Genomic DNA, 21,574 nt, shown 5'->3' on the forward strand with positions numbered 1-21,574 from the left:
ATAATAATTCCCATAGAATAGCACAATCATCTACGTTGGCAGCTGTAATTTCAATTTCTGTAAGATAACCATCTAAAGTAACTGCAGCATGAAGCTTTAAACCGTAATAAGTCTCTTTTTTAGATGTAACCATAAGATGAAATATCTCTAAATCGTTTGCTAAAATGAGCTCTGACATATGATGTCCCCCTATTTTGTAATGTAAGGGTAAGATATCATATGATTGGAGCTTATTCTACTTGTAAATTTAACTAGCACAACTCGTTATCTTAGTATTTTTCTCTTCACTTCTTTTTATGAATAAGTAGTCTACTATACCTATTACAATTCCTATTATAGTAGTAGCAATTATAATAAACGTACGTATGTTGCTAAGATTAACTATATCACCAAAAGTTATACTTTCTATATATGCTGCTGATGATGTACACTCTAATATAAGAGTATTCTCCAACATCTGTTTATTCACATTTTGAGTATATGTAATTGCATCATAAAATTGTTTTGCTTCTATTTGCCTAACTAATTTAATATCATTGAATATATCTACTTCATACACTTTTAATTTTGAAATTTTATTCGGAATATTTATTCTTATCTTATTAATTCTATCTAAATATACTTTAAATCCTATACTGACATGTTGATCTTCTTTTATAATGCTGCTATAAGTTATATTTTGACCATCAAAAGGATATGTTGACTTCTTATTATCATAAAGTAATGGTATAGTAACATCATCTATTCCTTCAATGTTAGCACATTTTACAACTATATCGTACTCTTTATTAAATGCTTGTTGCCACCAATATCCTCCTATTATTATTTCTAATATAACTAGCAGTAACATCATAATGATTAAATTCTTGTCAAAATTTTTTCACAATTTTATCTCGCTTATAATAAATTTTTATCTATTTTATCACTATGGCTTAATTTGTATTTTCTTTATAACCACACTTAACTGACGCTTATCACCATTCTTTTGAATTTCATCTGGAATAAAGGTATTAGCAAACTTCATTTGTATATAACCATTAATATTAGCTGGTATATCTAATACTATTTGATTATCTCCTGATTTTAAATCTATAGATTGAATTTCTTCTTCTCCATTAACTATAGTTAACTTATTTTGTTCTGTATATTCTGTCACCCAAATATCTAAATCTAGTTGTCTAGCTTTTTCACTTGAATAATAAAACTTTGCACTTTCCCCTACAAATCCATCTTCATATTGCCCATCTAAAACAATTTTACTCTTATCAACGCTTTGCATAAATGTAGCAGCCACTTTATTATATGGAATACTTGTTCCTACTACTACCATCATTAATACAACACATATAACTGTTATAATGCATTTCAAACTATTATTTTGAATTATATTACCTTTATATTTTCCTAAAAACACGGTACTATAAACTCGATTTCTTGAAAGTTTATCGTTCATCTTTTTAAATATATAAAGTACTAATACTGTATATATAAAACAATCATATTTCTCACCTGTAGGTATTAAGTTTTTCAACATTGATACTTCTGAAACACTTATAATAACTTCACCTACAAAAATTATTCGTATAATAAAGAAATGAATTCCTAATAAACCTAATGAACTTTTTCCAAAGTACTCTATATACTCACTATATCTACTGTTTTCTATTTTTATAGAAATATTATATATTAAAATAATCCCTATAATCGAACATAAAATATCCATATAAGGATTATTAAAACATCTGCTAGGATAATCAACCGTGTTATGTAATACATTTCCAAATATATAAAAATATATTATAGTACTTAAAATAACCAGTTTATTGTTTCTTATTTTAGTTTTTTCTAGCCATTGCTTTTTATAAATATATCTTCCCAATACTACATAGAATGTTGCATTCAGACCTAAATCAAAAAAATATTTTATAAAAATATCTGCTTCAAATATCTTATATACACCTAAGAAAATTACTAATGTAATAACTACTGTTATAATATTTATCTCATTTTTTGTTATATAAACTAATAATTTAGCTACTATAAATGCCCAGAATAATGCTATTAAAAACCATGTTGCACCAGCTAAATCTGCAGTCCAATTAATCCTCAATAATTCTCTAAGATAACTCTTTATATTAGTTAAATTAATACATTCATTATAAAACATCCCCTGGATGTGAAATACTTCTAGTATTCCTCTAATTATTAATGCGAATACATTTATTCCTATGTATGGTATAATCAGAGAATTTACTTTATTTCTAAATATCTCTAGGATACTTTTTTCTTCAAACTTCTCTGTATAACCCGAAATAAAAAAGAATGCTGCCATATGGAAAAGATATACATATCTAGGCATCATACCTGCAGTATGTCCTAATATCACCGTTATAATTGCTATACCTTTATAGATATCAATCCATTTAATACGTTTAGTTTGATTCTCACTTATGCTTATATTCTTCATTTGTATTGCTTCTTCTATTTTCACTTATTCTCTATATACTCCCTTTCTACAATAGTTTTAACTTTCTGTAATAATTCATTTTCATGCTCATCTACTCTAAATCCTAACACTCCCATTCTTTCTCCTGCTTCTACATCCCATTCTTTATCTCCGAACATATAACTCTTAGACACATCTATATCAAAGTCCTTAATAGCAGCTTCTAACATACCAGTCTTAGGTTTTCTGCAATTGCAGTCCTTTTTATACTCACCTATGCCATGTACGGGATGATGCGGACAAAAATAATATGCATCTATATGTGCACCATATTTGATCAACTCTTGATTGATATATCTGTGTAACTTATGCATATCTTCTTCTGTATAATACCCACGAGCAATACCTGCTTGATTTGTTATGACAATTACTAAGTATCCAGCATCATTTAATAATTTAATTGCTTCCGGTACACCTTGAATAAATTCAAAGTCTTCTATTTTATAAAGATAGTTCTTTTCTACATTGATTGTTCCATCCCTATCTAAAAACACTGCTTTATTCACTATTTTACTCCTATCTTATATCAAGAAGATATGAGACTATGCGTCCATATCTTCCTGAAATTGCTTATAATCACTTGGTATACCAATATCCATAAAATATGTATTGCTTTCAAATGCACTAAAGAATCTTTCAGTTACAAGTTTCTCCATAATATCCTTTTCAAAAGAGAATTTCTTTTCTACTATAGTATTTAATAGAGATTTTTTCAAAAGATATATGCCACCATTAATACTGCCTTCCATATTAAACTTCTTTTCTTCAAATTTAACGATTCGGTTATCATCAGATTGTACAGTCCCATAACGATCAAATTCATACATCTTTTTAGTAGCTATTGTTAACTGGGCACCTGTTTCTTTATGATGATTTAGCATATCTAATAAATTCACATCAAAATATGTATCGCCATTGATAACGAAAATATCTTCTTCATCACATTGAGCCAATGCTTGTTTAATTGCACCGCCTGTCCCTAACTGCTCTTCTTCCACAGAATACTCTATTTTTATATCTTTATATTGATTTCCAAAATAATCTCTAATAACTTCCCATTTATAACCTACTGCTAAAACTACTTTTACTATATTATGCTTTCCTAAATACTCTAAAATATATTGTAAAAATGGCCTATCATTTACAGGTGCCATAGGTTTAGGTACATCTTTTACAGCTTCTCTAAGTCTTGTCCCTAACCCTCCTGCTAGTATAATTGCTTCCATCTAAAATCCCCTTCCAAATATAGCTTCTTCTACTAAAGCACAAATCATATGTTCAATAAGCAGATGTGATTCTTGTATTCTAGGAGTTTCAGTAGATGGTATTTTAATGATATAATCACACAATTCATCCATTTTACATGCTTTAGCTCCTACTAAACCAACTGTTACGATACCTTTTTTCTTACATTCTTCAATAGCCGCTACTACATTAGGTGAATTTCCTGATGTAGAAATACCAAAGAAAATATCTCCTTCATTACCATTAGCTTGAATTTGTCTAGCAAATACACGTTCATAGCCATAATCATTACCAATAGCCGTTAAAATTGAAGTATCTGTAGTTAATGCTAATGCTGGTAAACCTGGTCTATCAAAATAAAAACGGCTTACAAATTCTCCTGCCATATGTTGTGCATCAGCCGCACTTCCTCCATTACCTGCAATAAGTGTTTTCTTTCCACTTCTATATGCTTCAATTGTAACTTCTGCTACCTTTTTGATAACTTCTAGTATTTCTGCATTTTCCATTAATCTCATTTTAGTTTCATAAGAATCTCTAATTTGATTTACAATATATTCTCTCATATCTACCTCCATAATATATCTCTAGCATCTCCCTAGTATATAATCCAAGCTTGCGTTCCCTCTTGCACAACTTTAACATCCATTACTTTACCATCTAATTCTTTAAGTGCTTGCATTAAACTGAACTTATTAACTGGATCTACTATAATCATCATAAATCCACCACCACCAGCACCAGATATCTTAGCTGCTTTAGCACCATGTTTGATAGCAAAATCATAAGCATCATCAATCACATTATTTGTAATAACTTTTGCCATTTGTTTTTTAGCTTTCCAGCCATCTAATACACACTGAGTAAATGTATCAAAATCTCCTTTTAAGAGTGCCTCTTTCATTATTGAAGCACCTTGTTTGATAGCATGCATTGCTTCAATACTTTTTTCTTCTTTTGTCTGCGCATTCTTAATCTGTTCATCAATAATTTTAGCTGATTGTCTTGAAGTTCCTGTATAAAATAATACAAGAGAACTTTCTAACTCATTTTTAATCCACTCTTTTACACGTAATGGATTAACAATTACTTTATCATCACTATAAAATTCCATGAAATTTAATCCACCAAATGTGGCAGCATACTGATCCTGTTTACCACCAGATAATTTAAGATCTTTTCTTTCTATTTCATATGCTAAATACGCTAAATCATATTCCCCTAATGGCAGATTAAGCCACTCTGCATAAGCTTTTAAAATAGTAACTACCATTGTTGAAGATGTCCCAAGTCCTGAACCTGCTGGTGCATCAGAATATGTTGTCATTTTAAATGAAAGAGGTTTACCTCCGTTATAATCTTTTACAATGCGATTATAAACTCCTTTATGTAAAATAAGTGTATCATCAATCTCTAAGTATTCTTTACTATCTGTTGTATATACTTCATCTCTGTCTACTGCATGAAATGTAATCTTGCCATCGTCTGTTGGCTCTAATGTACAATATGCATACATATTTATTGTTACATTAAGTACATATCCGCCATATAAATCACTATATGGCGATACATCTGTTCCTCCCCCTGCAAGTCCTAATCGTAATGGCGTTTTAGATCTTACTATCATCTTCTATTCTCCTTTTTAATTAAAAATCAAAATCAGCCCCTACAATTTCTTCAACCTTTTTCATACTGTAGTTTTCTTTTACATATTGTAAAGAATGTGCTGATAAATCTTTCAACTTTTCTTCATCCTCATATAAATTTGCTAATGCTTCTGCATACTCTTTAGCATCATCAACAACTACTAAACTGTCTTCTGAATTCAAAATACCTTCTGCCCCAACAGATGTTGTAAGAATAGGAATTTGGTTATACATACCTTCTATTACTTTACCTTTAATTCCTGCGCCATATCTTAAAGGTACAATAGACATTCTGCATCTACGATAAAATTGCTCAAGTTCCTCGTCTGTTACGAATCCTTTAATAATTACATTGTTAGAAGCCAGTTCTTGAATCTCTTTAGGTGGATTTGATCCTAAAATATAAGTTTTAATTGTATCATTCTTTTCTAATACATGTGGTAATACTTCTTGGACGTACCATATAACCGCATCAACATTTGGTTTATGTCCAAATCCACCAATAAACATGACACCGCTTCTATTATTCATCTCATATTCAATTGACTTTTTACTATCATCAAAGATATAGGCTGGAATAGCTTTTACATTAATATCAGCTTCAATCTCATTAATAATATCTGCCTCTATTTGTGATGGATAATAAACTACGTCTGCTTGACGCATTAATTTTAGTTCTTTTACTTTCCAGTGCTCTGAATTTTCTTTAGTCTTCTCATCACCTGTTAATTCATATTCTCTCATTTCTCTTAAGAAATGAAGGTCATGTCCATAATAGATAATTTTTGCTTTTGTATTCGATACTAAAAAGTCCATATATTTCTCTGTAATATGTGGTCTATTACAAAATACATAATCTATGAAATCTGCATTTTCTTTAATCCATTTCTCATAATTTTGAGCATAGTAACTTCCATATAAGACTTCTATTCCTAATTGTTGTAATGTTGTTGTATATGGTTCATGTCTAAAGAAGTTATCACCAATAACTTCACGTTAAATCCTTGGCTTACAAACATCTTTAAATATTGATATACCGTTTTACTTCCTGCATCTTTATCATAATGAGGTACATAATGATCAATCACTAAAACTGTTTTCTGATTACATTTTTTATCACGTGCAACAAATACATTTTGCCCATTTGGGAAATGTTCTTCTTTTAAGACCTGCCCCCATTTTTCATAGAACTTTTTCTGATTTGTTACTTGATATGCCTTAAGTCCAACATTAGTATCTGTTCCATTTGATACCCCTTCAAAGTGAACAATCACAGATTTTGGTTGATACATTACTTTATAGCCATGTTTTCTTACTTCAAATGCTAGATCACTATCTTCACAATATGCAGGAATATATCTCTCATCAAACCCTCCAATTTCATCCCATAACTTTTTACTTAATAAAATACTTGCACCTGAAATATAATCGGCTTCTTTTACATAGTTATACTCTGATTTTTCTGGATCATCATTTCTACCATAATTCCATGCACTACCATCTTCCCATAGGATTCCACCAGCTTCTTGTAATTGTCCTGTAGGATAAACTAGCTTAGAACCTACCATTCCTATTTTTTCATCACTCTCAATAAGTTCTACTAAACTTGATAACCATCCTGGTTGAACTTGCGTATCATTATTTAAGAAGTGGACATACTTACCACGAGCTTTTTGAGCTGCATTATTACAATTTAATAGGAATCCTAAATTCTTCTCATTTCTAATAACAGTGATATTTTTAACATATTCTTTAATATTTGCTGTTTCATCAGAAGATACATCATCAGCAATGATAATTTCATATGTAACATCTTGTGTATTTTCTTTAATACTTTTTAAACAGTTATATGTATATTCATACTGATTATAAACAGGAATAATAATCGTTACTGTTGGATTTTCTTCATAATTAAATACAATCTCATCTGTGCAAACTTCGGATTTAATAATTTCTATTTTTTCTATTGGTACACTATCTTGTTTAACTTCATATTTATCAAATCTGTCTGCAATCATTTCAGGATCTTCGCTCTTCATATATTTAAAAAACTTCTTTAAGTTATCTTTATTTAAGTGCTTAATATAGAATCCTGGACGTGTTACTACTTTTTTAACAATCTTTACAAAAAGTCTTCTCTTAGTATCTTTTGGGAAAATACTATCTCTTACTTTATATAATGCAATAAGCATCTTCCAACCTGTAGAATGATAAATAACATCTAATTCGTGAATCTTTTGTTCTAGCTCAAATTTTATTAATGCTAACTCATCACTTAAGTTTAAGTTCTGCTTAGTATATTCTTCTAATTTATTATTGCTTTCTTCTAGTTGTTTAATCTTAATTTCTAATTCCTTGTCTTTAATTTCTAGTTCTCTGTCTTTAATTTCTAGTTCTCTGTCTTTAATTTCTAGTTCTCTGTCTTTAATTTCTAGTTCTTGAATCTTTTCTTCTAGTTTCATTTCTATAACTCGATTAACTTCATTTAAATTATTAACTTGTCCTTGATATTTTTCTACTTCATCATTTAATCGAACAAGTCCTATATTTCTTTCTTCTACCTCATCTTGAAGTTGTACTATCCTTTCATCCTTTTCTTCAATTTGAGTATCTAGTTTTTGTATATGATTATTTCTGCTTTCTACTTCATTTTGTAAATCTAAAATCCTATGCATTTTCTTTATGTATTCAGTTTCATTTTGTATTGTAATATTTGATAAGATATCATGCTTAATGGCTTGATTACTTGCTATACATACATAATATTTTGCAAAGTCTTCACTATAATTACCTTTTTTCAGGCAAGTATTCTCATCATCTTTTGTTAGATAGTAAGCCACTTCTTTAAACTGACAATACATTTCATAGTTGTTAAACTCTGATTGAATCATATTAATGAATTCATCTTTGTAAAATTCTCTTACATGAAACTTATTAGCAAAATTAAACTCTTCTGAATAGACTTTTTTGTTTGGTGTAGAAATAACTAACATCCCGTCTTCCTTTAATACTCGCTTAATTTCTTTCATAAACTGGAGCTGTGCTGTTTCATCAATATGTTCAATCGTTTCAAATGAAACAACCATATCTACACTGTTATCTTCTAATGGAATATTAGTTACACTACCTTCTATGTAATTTAAGTTGTCTTTTATATATTTTTTATTTGCATTCTCAACTGCTTCTCTACTAATATCTAGTCCATATACCTCTTTAGCATACTGAGCTATTAAAGCACTTCCATATCCCTCACCAGAAGCTGCATCTAATACAACTTTTTCACTAGCAAGCTTACATATTGCTTCATAGCGTTGTAAATGCTCAACGGTTATCTCCATGTCTAATTCTTCATCTGGTATAAAACGTTCTCCCGTAAATTCCATAATTTTCTCCTTTTACCTGTTTATACAACTCCAAATTCTATATTAGTCATATACAAGGTCCCTTGAAGTGCATAATTACTCTTCGTTATAAAATTAAAGATATATGCATCGTGCACCCAATTATGTTGCATATGTTGTTCTTGAACACCTGACGCAACTGCTGGCGAAATTGTATAAGTTCCTTGATTTAGTGGTGGCATCTTGAATTTAAATTCATATAATGCAACTTCTTGGGAACTATCTATACTTGCATCTAATACATAACTATTACTTTGGAAAATAATATTTCCCAATCTATCATTAATAGTAAAACCCACTATCGGATTAACTAAATCTTCATCATATCTTACTTTCATTAAGAATCTAACAGCCGTCTCTTCTGTTACTATCTCTAACGGTACATTATTCTCATCAACTAAACCTACTGCTTCTATAATTGCTCTTTTATCTCCATAAACTTCAAAGCTCTCATCAATTTTATTCAATACAGATTCTAAATTATAATTAACACTACTTGCCTTTTGAGTACTTGCATTATGCGAAATCTTAGAATCCATTAAGTACGCTTGATATTGTTTGGAAATCTCCATAGGTTTTCCTACACCCATAAGCTTTCCTTGTTCAATCCATATGACACGGTCTGAAAACTTATTAATACTGCCTATATCATGAGATACCATAATAACAGTCTTATTTTCCTTGAATTCTTCAATTTTTCTATAACACTTTTGTTGAAAACGTATATCTCCTACCGAAAGAGCCTCATCTATAATTAATATTTCTGGATTTACATTTATAGATACTGCGAATGCAAGCCTTACAAACATACCACTAGAATATGTCTTTACTGGTTGATCTATAAAGTAACCAATATCTGCAAATTCAATAATGTCATCTAGCTTTTCATCCATTTCTTCTTTAGAATATCCCAGCATTGTCCCATTTAAATAAATATTTTCTCTCCCTGTATATTCCATATTAAAACCCGCTCCTAACTCTAAAAGAGCAGATATTTTCCCTTTCACTTCAAGTTCTCCATCTGTCCTATTGAGTACACCGGTTATTATCTTTAATAACGTTGATTTACCAGAGCCATTGGTTCCAATAATCCCCACCGTTTCTCCTTTTTTAATTTCAAAAGAAATATCTTTAAGAGCATAATGCTCTTTATGATATTTCTTTTTAGTTAAGCTTAATGATTCTTTCAGTCTATCTACCGGATTATCATATAACTTATATATTTTAGTTAAATTATTAGCTCTAATAACTATATCTTCCATACATCTATCACCTTTCTTATAACACGTCTGCAAAATGTACTTTTAATCTTTTAAATATTAAAGCTCCTACTCCAAATAAAACAATTGCTACAAACCAAAAATACATTGTTTGGTTATAACGTTCCCAAAACCATACATGCCTAATAAATGTATCTCTATATCCTTCTACAATATAATACATTGGATTAATTTTAAGTACCCATTGATATCTAGGCCCTATCATTTCATTGCTCCACATAATTGGTGTTAACCACATTCCAAACTGAAGTAATATATTAACAATTTGTCCTAAATCTTTGAAGAATATAATGATTGCAGATGTTGCATAAGATAACCCTAATACTAAAAAGAAGGTACAGAATAAATAGTAAACTACTTGTAGCATATAAATACTTGGCATATGTCCACCAATTAGATATACAATATTTGCAAAAACGATAAAGAAAATATGTACATATAAAGAAGACATGATTTTTACAATAGGTAAAATACTAATTTTAAAAACTACCTTTTTAACTAAATAGTTATACTCTAATAAACTGTTAGTTGCATTTAAAAGTGCTTCATTGAAAAAGAACCAAGGTACCATACCTGCAATTAGCCATAAAACAAACGGGAAATCATTCATTGGTGCAGATTTAAAGCCTACTTGGAATACAAACCAATAAATTATTACAGTAACAATAGGCTGAACAAATGCCCAAGTAATTCCTAAGTATGAACCTGCATATTTTGTTCTAAAATCATTTTTAGAAAGGTTCCAAATTAGTTTCTTGTTTACATTAAGTTCTTTTAGTAGAGATATTAAACTTCCCATATATTTTTGTAAGACTAATATTAAAGCTGTTAATAGTACACATACAATTATTTTAAACACCACATTTTCTATTCCTACAACAGTTTCAAATTTAACATCTGTAAGATCAAGTACTATATAAGGATCTCCACCCACAACATCCACTTCAATATTACCATCTGCCGTTGTTGTAATATTTCCGATATCATTACTTATATTGCCTTCTCTTAATATACGAGAACTTAAATCTATCTTCTGTTTCATATAACTTAATTCAATACAACTCAAATTTATATGATCTATATAATTACCAAAGTCCAAACGAATCCACTTATATTCACTAGGTAGATCAAAAGTAAGTTCTTGCTTGTCCCCTTTTTTTTCATAAACCATTTCTACACAATGACGTCCATCAAACACATTACTATCACTATATAGTGTTTGATATACGGTTTTAAAATTTCCTACAGCTGCATATGACAATTGCATATTATTATCTTTAGGTAATTCCACAAACCTTAATACTAGAATATTAAGTATAACTATAATTAAAGTTACTATTAAACTTTTATACTTTACCCTCATATTATCTTCTCTTTTCTATTTATACATTTCTTCATAGTACTTCATATAATCACCACTCACGATTTTTTCCATCCACTCTTCGTTTGCTAAATACCATTCAATTGTTTCTTTAATGCCTTGTTCAAATGTATAGCTTGGACTCCAACCTAATTCTGTAGTGATTTTAGTATTATCAATAGCATATCTTCTGTCATGACCTGGTCTATCTTTTACATATTTAATGAGGTCTTCTGATTTTCCTAAGTTACTGATAATAAGTTTTACGATTTCAATATTTGCTTTTTCATTGTTACCACCGATATTATAAACTTCACCAATTCTTCCTCTATGAAGTACTGTGCTAATACCTGTGCAGTGATCTTTTACATGAAGCCAGTCGCGGATTTGCATACCATCTCCATAAACAGGTAAATCTTTTCCTTTTAAGCAGTTGTTAATCATAAGTGGAATGAGTTTTTCTGGGAATTGGTATGGACCATAGTTGTTTGAGCATCTTGTAATGTTAATAGGCATACCGAATGTTTCATGATAAGCTCTTACGATAAGGTCTGCACCTGTTTTTGAAGCTGAATATGGACTATTTGGTGCAAGTGGTGTTGTTTCTTTAAACATACCTTCTTTCCCTAATGTACCGTATACTTCATCAGTTGAAACTTGAAGATATTTAACGCCTTCTTTAAATAGACGGCAATGTTTATCTTCCGGATTTACTTTCCAATATTTTTTAGCTGTATCAAGTAATGCTTGAGTTCCTAAAACATTTGTACTAAGGAAGATTTCAGGATCTTCAATACTGCGGTCTACATGTGATTCAGCTGCGAAGTTAACAACTGTATCGATGTTGTGTTCTTTGAAGATAGTATCTAATACTTCACGATCCCTAATGTCTCCTTTTACAAAAGTATAATGAGGATTATTTTCTACTTCTTTTAAGTTTTCTAAGTTACCTGCATATGTAAGACTATCAATATTAACAATGTTATAATCATAAGTTTCTAACATGTATTTTACAAAGTTACTTCCAATGAAACCTGCCCCACCTGTTACTAATATATTCTTCATAATTTCCTCCATGTCTTATCTATTTTCTTTATTTTTATTTTATAAATCCTAATCTGATTAAGCTTCTTATCTTGTAAATTCTTCATTAGCAATTTGCATCATATATTGACCATATTCTGTTTTAATCATTTGCTGTGCTAATGTAATGAGTTCTTCCTTTGTAATCCATCCTTGTCTATAAGCAATCTCTTCAATACATGCTACATAAAGAGATTGACGCTTTTGAACTGCTTGTACAAAGCTAGCAGCTTCTGTTAAACCTTCGCAAGTTCCTGTATCCAGCCATGCCATACCACGTCCGAAGAGCTCAACCTTTAACTTATTTTCTTTAAGATAAGCTTCATTAACTGCTGTAATTTCTAATTCACCTCTTGCTGAAGGTGTAATAGTCTTAGCAATTTTTATAACGTTATTATCATAGAAATAAAGACCTGGTACTGCATAATGTGATTTAGGTTCTTTTGGTTTTTCTTCTATAGATAATACGTTCCAATCTCTATCAAATTCCACAACCCCGAAAGCTTCTGGATTACTTACATAATAGCCAAAAATAATAGCCCCATCTTGTAATTTAGCGGCATCTTGTAATGTGCCTGTGAAACCTTTACCATAGAAAATGTTATCACCTAATACGAGCGCAACATTGTCATCTCCTATGAATTTTTCCCCAATAATAAAGGCTTCTGCTAAACCATTTGGTGCTTCTTGAACTGCATATTCGATTTTCATGCCAAGCTGATGACCATCACCTAATAATTCTTCAAATACAACTACATCTCTAGGTGTTGAAATAATAAGTACTTCATTAATCCCAGCTAACATTAATGTAGAAAGTGGATAATAAATCATTGGCTTATCATAAATTGGCAGGATTTGTTTAGATACTGCTTTTGTAATAGGATAAAGCCTTGTGCCTGAACCACCTGCAAGTATAATTCCCTTCATTTATATATCACCTCATAAATATATTTATTTTCTATATTCAAACTTTAACATATATATCTTATCACACTGTGACTATTTATTCTATATTTTTATAATATAGGGTAAATTTGTATATTTTTTTACTTTGTTTCCTTTTGTTTCCTTTTTCGTACTTCATTTTATACAATAATAAAGAGCTTATAAGATTAATATTTTACTAATCTTATAAGCTCCTTCATGTGATATGACTATTATTACGTTTTATTATATTTTGTTACTTTTTGGTTACAAAGTTAATCGTGTTTTTAATCAGCATTCCTTCTATATAAATATAGTTTAATAGATATGACCATTTAAATGGTACTTTATCTATTTTTTAATGCCTTGAATGCCATTTTTCAGGCCTTCTCTATAAGCTTTACCGAATCCTTTCCTTATAAAAAATATATACTTAATGAAATAACCCATTAATAAAAATGGACCATTTAATATAAGTTGTACAAGTGGCATATTTTTATAGGCACATAAATGTTATTTTGTGCTGCAAGTCTTACTTTAAAAGCATTATAACGGCTTCCTGAAGTGGCACTTCCTATATGATGAATCTGCGCTGATGCGCAATATCTATTTTCATAACCATAGATTCTAGCGCGATAACTTATATCTACATCTTCCATATAAGCAAAAAAGGTTTCATCGAAGTAGCCAATCTCTTCAAACACAGCCTTACGATATAATGCGGCTCCTGCACAGGAACTAAATACATTTTCTGATTTCGTATATCTCGTAACAGATTCATTGTCACCTCTTTTACGTGTCCAGCCCATTAAACTATACTCATCTCCAGCATCATCTATTAAATCTGGATGATGATATTGAATCATTTTACTACATACTGCAAAAGCCTTTGGATGTGCCTGCATATCTTTTAAAATCTCTTCTAAAAAATTCGGTGCCATAATCGTATCATTATTTAAAAGTAGTACATACTCACCTTTTGCTAAGTAAATTCCTTCATTAACAGCTCTACTAAAGCCATAGTTCTGATCTAGTCTTTTGAATTGAATATCTAGATAAGCTTCTAACCACTCATATGAACCATCTGTTGAAGCATTGTCGATGATAATCATTTCGAAGTCCTTGAAACTTTGAGCATATACTGAATCTAAACATTCCTTTAAATACTTGTTACCATTATAATTTGGAATGACGATAGAAATCATCTAGTGTCTCCTTTATTTAAATACAAATTTATTACTGATTACATAGTTTAAGATAATCACTATAATTCCAATAAGTACTTTCAAGATTATTTCATACGGTATAATTTGTACAAGTAAAACTAGTAATACTGTTTCTACTACAAAACTTCCTACTCGCATTCCTGCAAACTTACCAAACTCTTTAAGACTTATTTCTTGATTAGAATCCGTTTGAAATACAAAATACTTATTTGTAATATAAGCAAAAATCACTGCACCAATAAATGCTATTAAATTTGCAACGGTTAAGTGCATACCGCCGTACCTTACTACTGCATAAATTATTAAATTTACTAATGTTGTGAATCCACCTACTATAATATATAAAATATACTTCTTATACTTATTAAATAACATACCTAGCATTATCTTAGCTTGCTTCATCAAACTCTTCTCCCTCAATATCTTGAATTGACCCTTCTACAATCTTAGGCTTAATATTTGTTCTTTTAATAAGCATATTCTTTATCATTAATTAAAATACTTACTGTATTCCCCACTCCAAAGCCGGCACTTAAAATTTCAACATTAATGCCCTCTACATTAAGGCTTATTTCTAATTTTCCTTCTAAAAATTCTTCATAAATGACTTTACCATCATTTAATACACCAATGTAACTATATCTTCTCTTGTCCTTTAGAGATTTTACGAATCCTAGCTGCTTCATAGCATGATTCATTTCATCAGTAAACTTCGAACTTACTTCATCTTTTACAGCCATAATAACCACATCACCATAACTGCTGTAACTATTTTGATGTTGTTATTCTTGCTATTCGAATTATTCATTTTTTGACTCCTTAAATAACTTACTTTATACTTTTAATCACATCATAAACTCTTTTACAATTGTCTTGATCTGTATAGCAATAGAAATTATTTATACGCTCTTTATATACTTCTTTAATAGCACATTCATTTTTCATGTACGCTATAACTTGATTTATAACTTCCTCTTCATCTACTATTACTTCTCCAAATCCCATTGTCTCATAATCAAAGTATCCTTCAGTATATGTATGCCCTTTAAAGAATTGCTCTCTATCAAATTGATAATATAAAACTGGTTTCTTCATATACGCAAAGTCAAAAGCTACTGAAGAATAATCTGTTAATAATAAGCTTGATTCATTAAACATTTTCTGATAGCTTTGATTATAATCTTCAAAAATAACTTGTTCATTTTGATTAAAGTCTTTCATCTGTTGCCAAATAGCTGGATGTGGGAAAAATACTATTTTATATCCATACTCTTCACATGCTTTAAGTAACTTTTCATTATTAATAAGCTTATTGTAAGCTTTAAAATACTGACTTTCTTTAAATCTATCATTGTATGGTCTAACACCTGAGTTAGGGTCTATTTCTGAAACTTCTTTGCTACGCCATGTTGGCATAATAAGTATTTGCTTTTGATCTTGATTTTTTAATCTATCATAACGTGGTAATCCTGTAAGTTTTACAACATCTTCATTGTACTTATAATCGCCTTCTAAAATCGAATCATATTCAGCTTTTGTACTAGTCACAAAGGCATCTATATTTTTATTGTACTTATTTAACCATCCTGAAAGATCATCTTTTATAATCCCATGTTGTAGGAATATATATTTGAAGTTCGAAAGTTCTCTTACGTATTTTGCATTTCCTTGTAAAGGTACACGAATTGTATCTTCAATATGAGATGAAATCACCTTATCTGCAACTAGTTGTAACCATTTATGTCTTTTTGAATTATACTCAACAACATTGCCATATTGTTTCATTCTTTCATAGTCTGGTGAATCTTTACTAATCACATAATAACGTTTACTTGTTTCATCTTGCGTATTTAAGTATCTCATTAAGTGTTCTGCATTATCATCTGCTTTATCAACTCGGTCCATTAAAAGCCATACTTCTTTACGTTGTAATTTCTTGTATACAAAGTAGCTCATACGCATTAATATCATGCATACTGCCTTTTCTTTAATAATGATTTACATACTCTAAATTCTCTACCTATATTCACTTTAAGGCTATTCTTTATTAAATAGAATGTATTATATTTAAATACAACACGGTGTGTCTTTGTAATGAAATAAGAATCCTCTACATCTTTATTAATTCTCACAAATTTACCTAGCATTAACTGTGGTCTAATCCAAGATTCCTTCACTTTAATAAACACACGTACACTTTGTACTTTAATATCTTTTTCTAGAGGAATTTGCATTTTAAAACCAATTGTCTTTTTAATAAGATTTCCTAAGCTCTCTTCATTATTTATACTTCTATCTACACATTCTGCTAGATATTTAGTTTCATTAAATTCTATATAAACTTCATAGTCTTCAAAGTCTAATGTCTTTCCTAAACAACCTTCTATATATAATTGATTATCTATAATATCAACAAAATCTATCTTAGCTTTATCTTCACTTAAAGAATACACATATTGATCACCATACATTAACTCTATATTTTTAGGGCTTTCTATTAATCTAAGTTGTTCACTTGCCTCATTACCATTTTTAAGTTTTAATGCAAATAGTTTATGTGCAATACTTAAACTTCTTTGTTCAAGTATAATTTCATCATTAACTTCTTGTAATATTTCTTGTATGCATGCAATAAATTCTTGTTTTTCTATTTCATTTAACACATTTGCATTTATATCTTTTAATTGAAGGCGCCATTGTAAATCATGCATAATAGTATATTGAATAAACTTTGGTATATAGCCTTTTTGAGCTTTAGCATATTTTATAAGTGATATTGAGAAAGTTCTTAAATACTCTGTATACCACTCTTTAACTTTTGTTCCAACTTGAATTGCTGATGTACCAGTTTGTCTTCTTCTATATCTGTATCCTGAACCTTTAAGTACACCCATTGTTTCTTTGTGTAATAAAATCTTATTAATGAATAATGCATCTTCTGCATATTTCATGTCTGTATCAAATTGATATAAGTCTTTAAACTCAGATTTGACAAATGCTGCACTAGAAGATAATTGAATATATTGATAATCTCTTATTAAATTAGCCTGTCTTGTTTTTCTATATTTATAATTAAGTATATGCGCTCCTTGTGCACCTTCAAAGAAATAAATAGGTACTGAAACAACATCTGTATAATTGTAAATTTGTTCAAACAAATTATAAACTCTACTTAATACATCTGCATCTAAGATATCATCTGAATCTAAGAAGTTCATATATTTCCCTTCTACATATTCCATCCCTTTATTTCTTGCAGTACTTACACCGCCATTTGGCTTGTTAATATAAATAATGTTATTTGGATAAAGATTTGTATAGTTTTTGCATATGCTGCCACTAAGGTCTGTACTCCCATCATCTACTAAAATTAACTGTACATGCTCTTCAAACCCTATATCTTGCGAAATAACACTGTTTATTGCTTCTTCCAAGTAATTTTCTACATTGTAAACTGCCATTACAATAGAAAATCTATATTTATATGTTACTTCCATAGTTCATTCCTCCTGTCTCTTCCTTGATGTCATTTCACTTCTTATACTAACTCATATTACATTAATCATAATTATTTCAATTTACCTCTTACTATAAAGGCTAATACTTTTCTCTTTAGTGTCATATATTTTTGCGCATATATATAACGTCTATCTATTTTACGAAGTATTTTTTTTAATAAACGCATATATACCTTTAATTCTTCTTTATTTAGCGTCTTCTTAGCATGCTCTAACTGATTAATTCGCCATTGCAAATCGTACATCACCAGATACGCTATATATTCTTTAAACTCTTCTTTTATATTCCAATCTAATAACTGCATTGAAAAACCTTTAAGATAGTCTATATACCATCCTTTATTATTATAGCCACTTTGAATGGCTGAGGTATGACGCTTACGTTTTCTATACCAATACTTTGTTGTATTAACAACACCATAAGTACCTGTGGTCATTAATATTTCAGTTAATAACTTTGCATCCTCTGCATACTTTAAATGCTCGTCAAATCGGTGTTCTTTTAGGACTTCTTTATCTATAAATGAACTTGAACTAGATAGTAAAACAGCAGTAGTTTCTTCTGATATTTTAATCACTCTACTACTTGTGAATTTATCATTCAATATATGTTGGCCTTGTTCTGCTTCAAATAAGAAGATAGGAATGGCTACAATATTCATTTCTTCTCTATGCTTTTTGTAGAAAGACCACACTTCACTTAATGCATTTTTCTCCAATCGATCGTCTGCATCTAAAAAATTAACTAGTTTACCTTGAGCATATGCTATCCCTTGATTTCTAGTATGACTCACACCTGTATGTGCTTTCTTTATATAAAGGATATTATAAGGATACCTCTTTTCATACTGCTCACAAATTTCTCCCGAGCCATCTGTGCTGCCATCATCTACTAAGATGAGTTGCACATTTTCTTTAAATCCAATATCTTGGCTTATCACACTATCTATCATTTCTTCCAAATACTCAGCTGTATTATATACAGCTGAGATAATTGAAAATTTATAAGTAAGCTTCATAGGCATCACACACCTCTTTAGTTGGTCCTACCATTTTTATTTGGCCCTTTTCTAACCATACAACTTTTGTGCAAAGTCTTCTAATTTGAGCTAATGAATGTGAAACAAATAATACTGTAGCATCTGATTTAATAAGTTCCACCATTCGCTGCTCACTTTTCTTCTTGAATCGCCCATCACCTACTGATAACACTTCATCTACAATTAAGATTTGTGGTGTTACAACTGTAGCTATGGCAAAACCTAATCTGGCTCTCATCCCAGAAGAATAATTCTTAATAGGTGTATCGATAAAATCCTTAAGTTCAGCGAACTCTATGATTTCGTCTGTTTTTTCTTTAATAAATTCTTTGCTATATCCTAAAATTAAGCCATTAAGTTTAATATTTTCTCTTCCAGTTAAGTCATTATCGAATCCCGCACCTAACTCTAAAAGTGGTGACACTTTACCTTTAACAGTTACTTTACCTACCGTTGGTTTTTGAACACCAGAAATGAGTTTTAGTAATGTACTTTTCCCCGCACCATTAAGTCCCACAAATCCAACTACTTCACCTTTTCCTATAGTTAAGTTAATATCATTTAGCGCGATAAATTCTTCATAGGCAATTTGTTTTCTAAGACGTTTAATAAAATACTCTTTAAAAGAATCTACTTTTTGTGTTGTTTTCCTATAATGCATACCTACATGCTCAAGTTTAATTATAAAGTCATCCATCTATCATTCTCCTATATATTAAGAATAAATTTGTCTTGTTGTTTATAGAAAGTAAATAATCCTATACCTAATGCTAAAACAGGGTAGATTGCACATAATATCCAGTTGCCACTACCTGTGATTTGTCCATTTAAAAGACAATCTCTAAATACAGCAATAATAGGAAAAATCGGATTAAACTTTAATACAAATGCATATTTAGGATTAATAATATCTACTGAATAAAAAATTGCAGACATATACATCACTACTAATAGAACAACTGAGTATAAATGCTGCATATCTCTAAAGAATACATTAACTGTAGCTAAAAATAATCCTATACCTAATGCAAGTGCTACTAAACTCAGTAATGGAAATACAGCTAACAAGCTCATTGGAGTTAGCTTCACTCTTGTTACAAGCATTATAAGTAATAGTGGTATTAATGAAATTAAGAATATAATAAACGAAGAAATTACTCTTGATAACGGATAAAGATACTTCGGTACATATATCTTCTTAATTAAAGTACTTTTACTTGTGATACTTACCATTGATTGATTCGTTGCTTGTGAAAAGAAATCATAAATCAAACGTCCTGTTAAACAATACACAGGAAAATTTGGAATAGAATTCTTAAAGATATTTGAAAAGATAAATGTTAAAACTACCATGATTAAAAGCGGGTTTAACATACTCCATAAAATCCCTAAAAATGAATTTCTATATTTGAGCTTAATATCTTTTTTCACAAATTCCCATAGTAATGCTCTATAATTATAAAAGGTTTTAAGATGTCTAATCATTTTTGCCTCCTCTATCTACCTTTTTAAGTACTGTTTTAACTTTCTTATGATACGGTTATCAGACCATTTTAATATATTCATTAAAACACCCATTCCTAGTTGTCCATTTTCTAAATCATATCTTAGGTACTTGTTCCTAATAAGCGTATCGTATTTATAATGCAATTTACGTTTAGCCACTACTGTATTTTTAAAAGCAACTTGCATATCATTTTGCTTTCTAATATGATAATTAGCCAATGGTTTTTCAATAACATAAATATCATGCTTCATTAAAAATCTAATATTAAAGTCCCAGTCTTCTAATACTTCTAATGTTTCATCATAGTATCCTATTTCATTATAAATCTTTGTTCTATACACAAAGGAAATAGGCGAATATAAGTTATTCTTAATGAGGTCATATATACTTATGACATCCTTTAATTGATAATTAAACGGTTTTACTTTTTCTATTTTAATCGTTTCACCTACAACCTTTTCTAACACTTGCTTAGTATGTGTTACCACCCCCATGGCTTCTTTATAATCCTTTAAGTATTTTACTGTCTCTTCTAAAAATGTTTCCTCCCAAGTATCATCATCATCATGAATCACTACAAATTCTGTTTTCACCGCTCTAGTTCCTAAATTAATAGCTTTGTTTAATCCTAGAGCACCTGTATTTTGTATTACTTCATATTGATCTGATGTTAAATGATTCTGTGTAATAATGTGACTAATCTTTTCTTTAGAACCACCATCATTTACTAAGATGATCTTCCAATTTTTATAACTTTGTTTCTTGATATCTTGTAAGGCTCTATCTAAAAAAATATATCTTACAGATGTTCTTACAATAATAGATATATCCTGCATTA

At 29.8% G+C, this 21,574-nt stretch carries 21 protein-coding genes and 1 pseudogene; all 22 read right to left on the reverse strand.

All coding sequences use genetic code 11. The features are described 5' to 3' along the window. A pseudogene (locus tag JCM14822_RS21845) lies at positions 1-173 on the reverse strand (transposase); the annotation flags it as partial. 74 nt (positions 174-247) lie between these two features. Beyond that, entirely contained in the window at positions 248-853 is a 606-nt protein-coding gene (locus JCM14822_RS09810) for a hypothetical protein (protein WP_054741951.1), read from the reverse strand. Between the two features lie 72 nt (positions 854-925). Continuing rightward, positions 926-2,491, reverse strand: a complete 1,566-nt coding sequence (locus JCM14822_RS09815) for an acyltransferase family protein (RefSeq protein ID WP_054741952.1) — start codon at positions 2,489-2,491, stop codon at positions 926-928. Continuing rightward, positions 2,488-3,012, reverse strand: a complete 525-nt coding sequence (locus JCM14822_RS09820) for a D-glycero-alpha-D-manno-heptose-1,7-bisphosphate 7-phosphatase (RefSeq protein WP_054741953.1) — start codon at positions 3,010-3,012, stop codon at positions 2,488-2,490. The genes JCM14822_RS09815 and JCM14822_RS09820 overlap by 4 nt, the downstream gene beginning before the upstream one ends. A gap of 36 nt (positions 3,013-3,048) precedes the next feature. Beyond that, positions 3,049-3,732: a nucleotidyltransferase family protein gene (locus JCM14822_RS09825; RefSeq protein ID WP_054741955.1), complete on the reverse strand. Its 684-nt coding sequence runs from the start codon at positions 3,730-3,732 to the stop codon at positions 3,049-3,051. Further along, on the reverse strand, positions 3,733-4,317 hold the full coding sequence (locus JCM14822_RS09830) for a D-sedoheptulose-7-phosphate isomerase (RefSeq protein WP_278287201.1): 585 nt from the start codon (positions 4,315-4,317) through the stop codon (positions 3,733-3,735). Between the two features lie 32 nt (positions 4,318-4,349). Next, positions 4,350-5,378, reverse strand: a complete 1,029-nt coding sequence (locus tag JCM14822_RS09835) for a GHMP family kinase ATP-binding protein (protein ID WP_054741959.1) — start codon at positions 5,376-5,378, stop codon at positions 4,350-4,352. A gap of 19 nt (positions 5,379-5,397) precedes the next feature. Next, positions 5,398-6,213, reverse strand: a complete 816-nt coding sequence (locus tag JCM14822_RS09840; protein ID WP_054741962.1) for a glycosyltransferase family 4 protein — start codon at positions 6,211-6,213, stop codon at positions 5,398-5,400. Between the two features lie 116 nt (positions 6,214-6,329). After that, the gene (locus JCM14822_RS09845) at positions 6,330-8,780 is read right to left on the reverse strand and encodes a glycosyltransferase (protein ID WP_054741964.1); all 2,451 of its coding nucleotides are present in this window, start codon (positions 8,778-8,780) and stop codon (positions 6,330-6,332) included. A gap of 20 nt (positions 8,781-8,800) precedes the next feature. After that, positions 8,801-10,060, reverse strand: a complete 1,260-nt coding sequence (locus JCM14822_RS09850; protein ID WP_054741966.1) for an ABC transporter ATP-binding protein — start codon at positions 10,058-10,060, stop codon at positions 8,801-8,803. A gap of 16 nt (positions 10,061-10,076) precedes the next feature. Beyond that, positions 10,077-11,441 carry an ABC transporter permease gene (locus tag JCM14822_RS21850; RefSeq protein ID WP_054741967.1) on the reverse strand — a complete coding sequence of 455 codons (1,365 nt, stop codon included), beginning with the start codon at positions 11,439-11,441 and terminating at the stop codon, positions 10,077-10,079. 15 nt (positions 11,442-11,456) lie between these two features. Further along, positions 11,457-12,503: a dTDP-glucose 4,6-dehydratase gene (gene rfbB, locus JCM14822_RS09860; RefSeq protein ID WP_054741969.1), complete on the reverse strand. Its 1,047-nt coding sequence runs from the start codon at positions 12,501-12,503 to the stop codon at positions 11,457-11,459. A gap of 66 nt (positions 12,504-12,569) precedes the next feature. Then, entirely contained in the window at positions 12,570-13,448 is an 879-nt protein-coding gene (gene rfbA, locus JCM14822_RS09865; RefSeq protein WP_054741973.1) for a glucose-1-phosphate thymidylyltransferase RfbA, read from the reverse strand. A 464-nt stretch (positions 13,449-13,912) separates the two neighbouring features. Further along, on the reverse strand, positions 13,913-14,650 hold the full coding sequence (locus tag JCM14822_RS09870; RefSeq protein WP_306307328.1) for a glycosyltransferase family 2 protein: 738 nt from the start codon (positions 14,648-14,650) through the stop codon (positions 13,913-13,915). Positions 14,651-14,662: 12 nt separating this feature from the next. Continuing rightward, positions 14,663-15,073 carry a GtrA family protein gene (locus JCM14822_RS09875; protein WP_083461368.1) on the reverse strand — a complete coding sequence of 137 codons (411 nt, stop codon included), beginning with the start codon at positions 15,071-15,073 and terminating at the stop codon, positions 14,663-14,665. A gap of 65 nt (positions 15,074-15,138) precedes the next feature. After that, positions 15,139-15,411, reverse strand: coding sequence for a hypothetical protein (locus JCM14822_RS09880; RefSeq protein ID WP_054741975.1), 273 nt, complete (start codon positions 15,409-15,411; stop codon positions 15,139-15,141). An 88-nt stretch (positions 15,412-15,499) separates the two neighbouring features. After that, the gene (locus JCM14822_RS09885) at positions 15,500-16,642 is read right to left on the reverse strand and encodes a CDP-glycerol glycerophosphotransferase family protein (RefSeq protein WP_054741977.1); all 1,143 of its coding nucleotides are present in this window, start codon (positions 16,640-16,642) and stop codon (positions 15,500-15,502) included. Further along, positions 16,639-18,168 (reverse strand): glycosyltransferase family 2 protein, encoded by a 1,530-nt coding sequence (locus tag JCM14822_RS09890; protein WP_054741979.1) that lies wholly within the window; start codon positions 18,166-18,168, stop codon positions 16,639-16,641. The genes JCM14822_RS09885 and JCM14822_RS09890 overlap by 4 nt, the downstream gene beginning before the upstream one ends. A 71-nt stretch (positions 18,169-18,239) precedes the next feature. Continuing rightward, on the reverse strand, positions 18,240-19,214 hold the full coding sequence (locus JCM14822_RS09895) for a glycosyltransferase family 2 protein (protein ID WP_054741981.1): 975 nt from the start codon (positions 19,212-19,214) through the stop codon (positions 18,240-18,242). Then, complete coding sequence (locus tag JCM14822_RS09900) at positions 19,192-19,926, reverse strand: ABC transporter ATP-binding protein (RefSeq protein WP_054741983.1); 735 nt, start codon at positions 19,924-19,926, stop codon at positions 19,192-19,194. The genes JCM14822_RS09895 and JCM14822_RS09900 overlap by 23 nt, the downstream gene beginning before the upstream one ends. A gap of 11 nt (positions 19,927-19,937) precedes the next feature. Further along, the gene (locus JCM14822_RS09905; RefSeq protein WP_054741985.1) at positions 19,938-20,714 is read right to left on the reverse strand and encodes an ABC transporter permease; all 777 of its coding nucleotides are present in this window, start codon (positions 20,712-20,714) and stop codon (positions 19,938-19,940) included. Between the two features lie 15 nt (positions 20,715-20,729). After that, a complete protein-coding gene (locus tag JCM14822_RS09910) occupies positions 20,730-21,572 on the reverse strand; it encodes a glycosyltransferase family A protein (protein ID WP_054741987.1) in 843 nt (280 codons plus the stop codon). Positions 21,573-21,574 lie beyond the last annotated feature (2 nt).

This window comes from Cellulosilyticum ruminicola JCM 14822 (genome assembly GCF_001311925.1).
Lineage (GTDB): Bacteria > Bacillota > Clostridia > Lachnospirales > Cellulosilyticaceae > Cellulosilyticum > Cellulosilyticum ruminicola.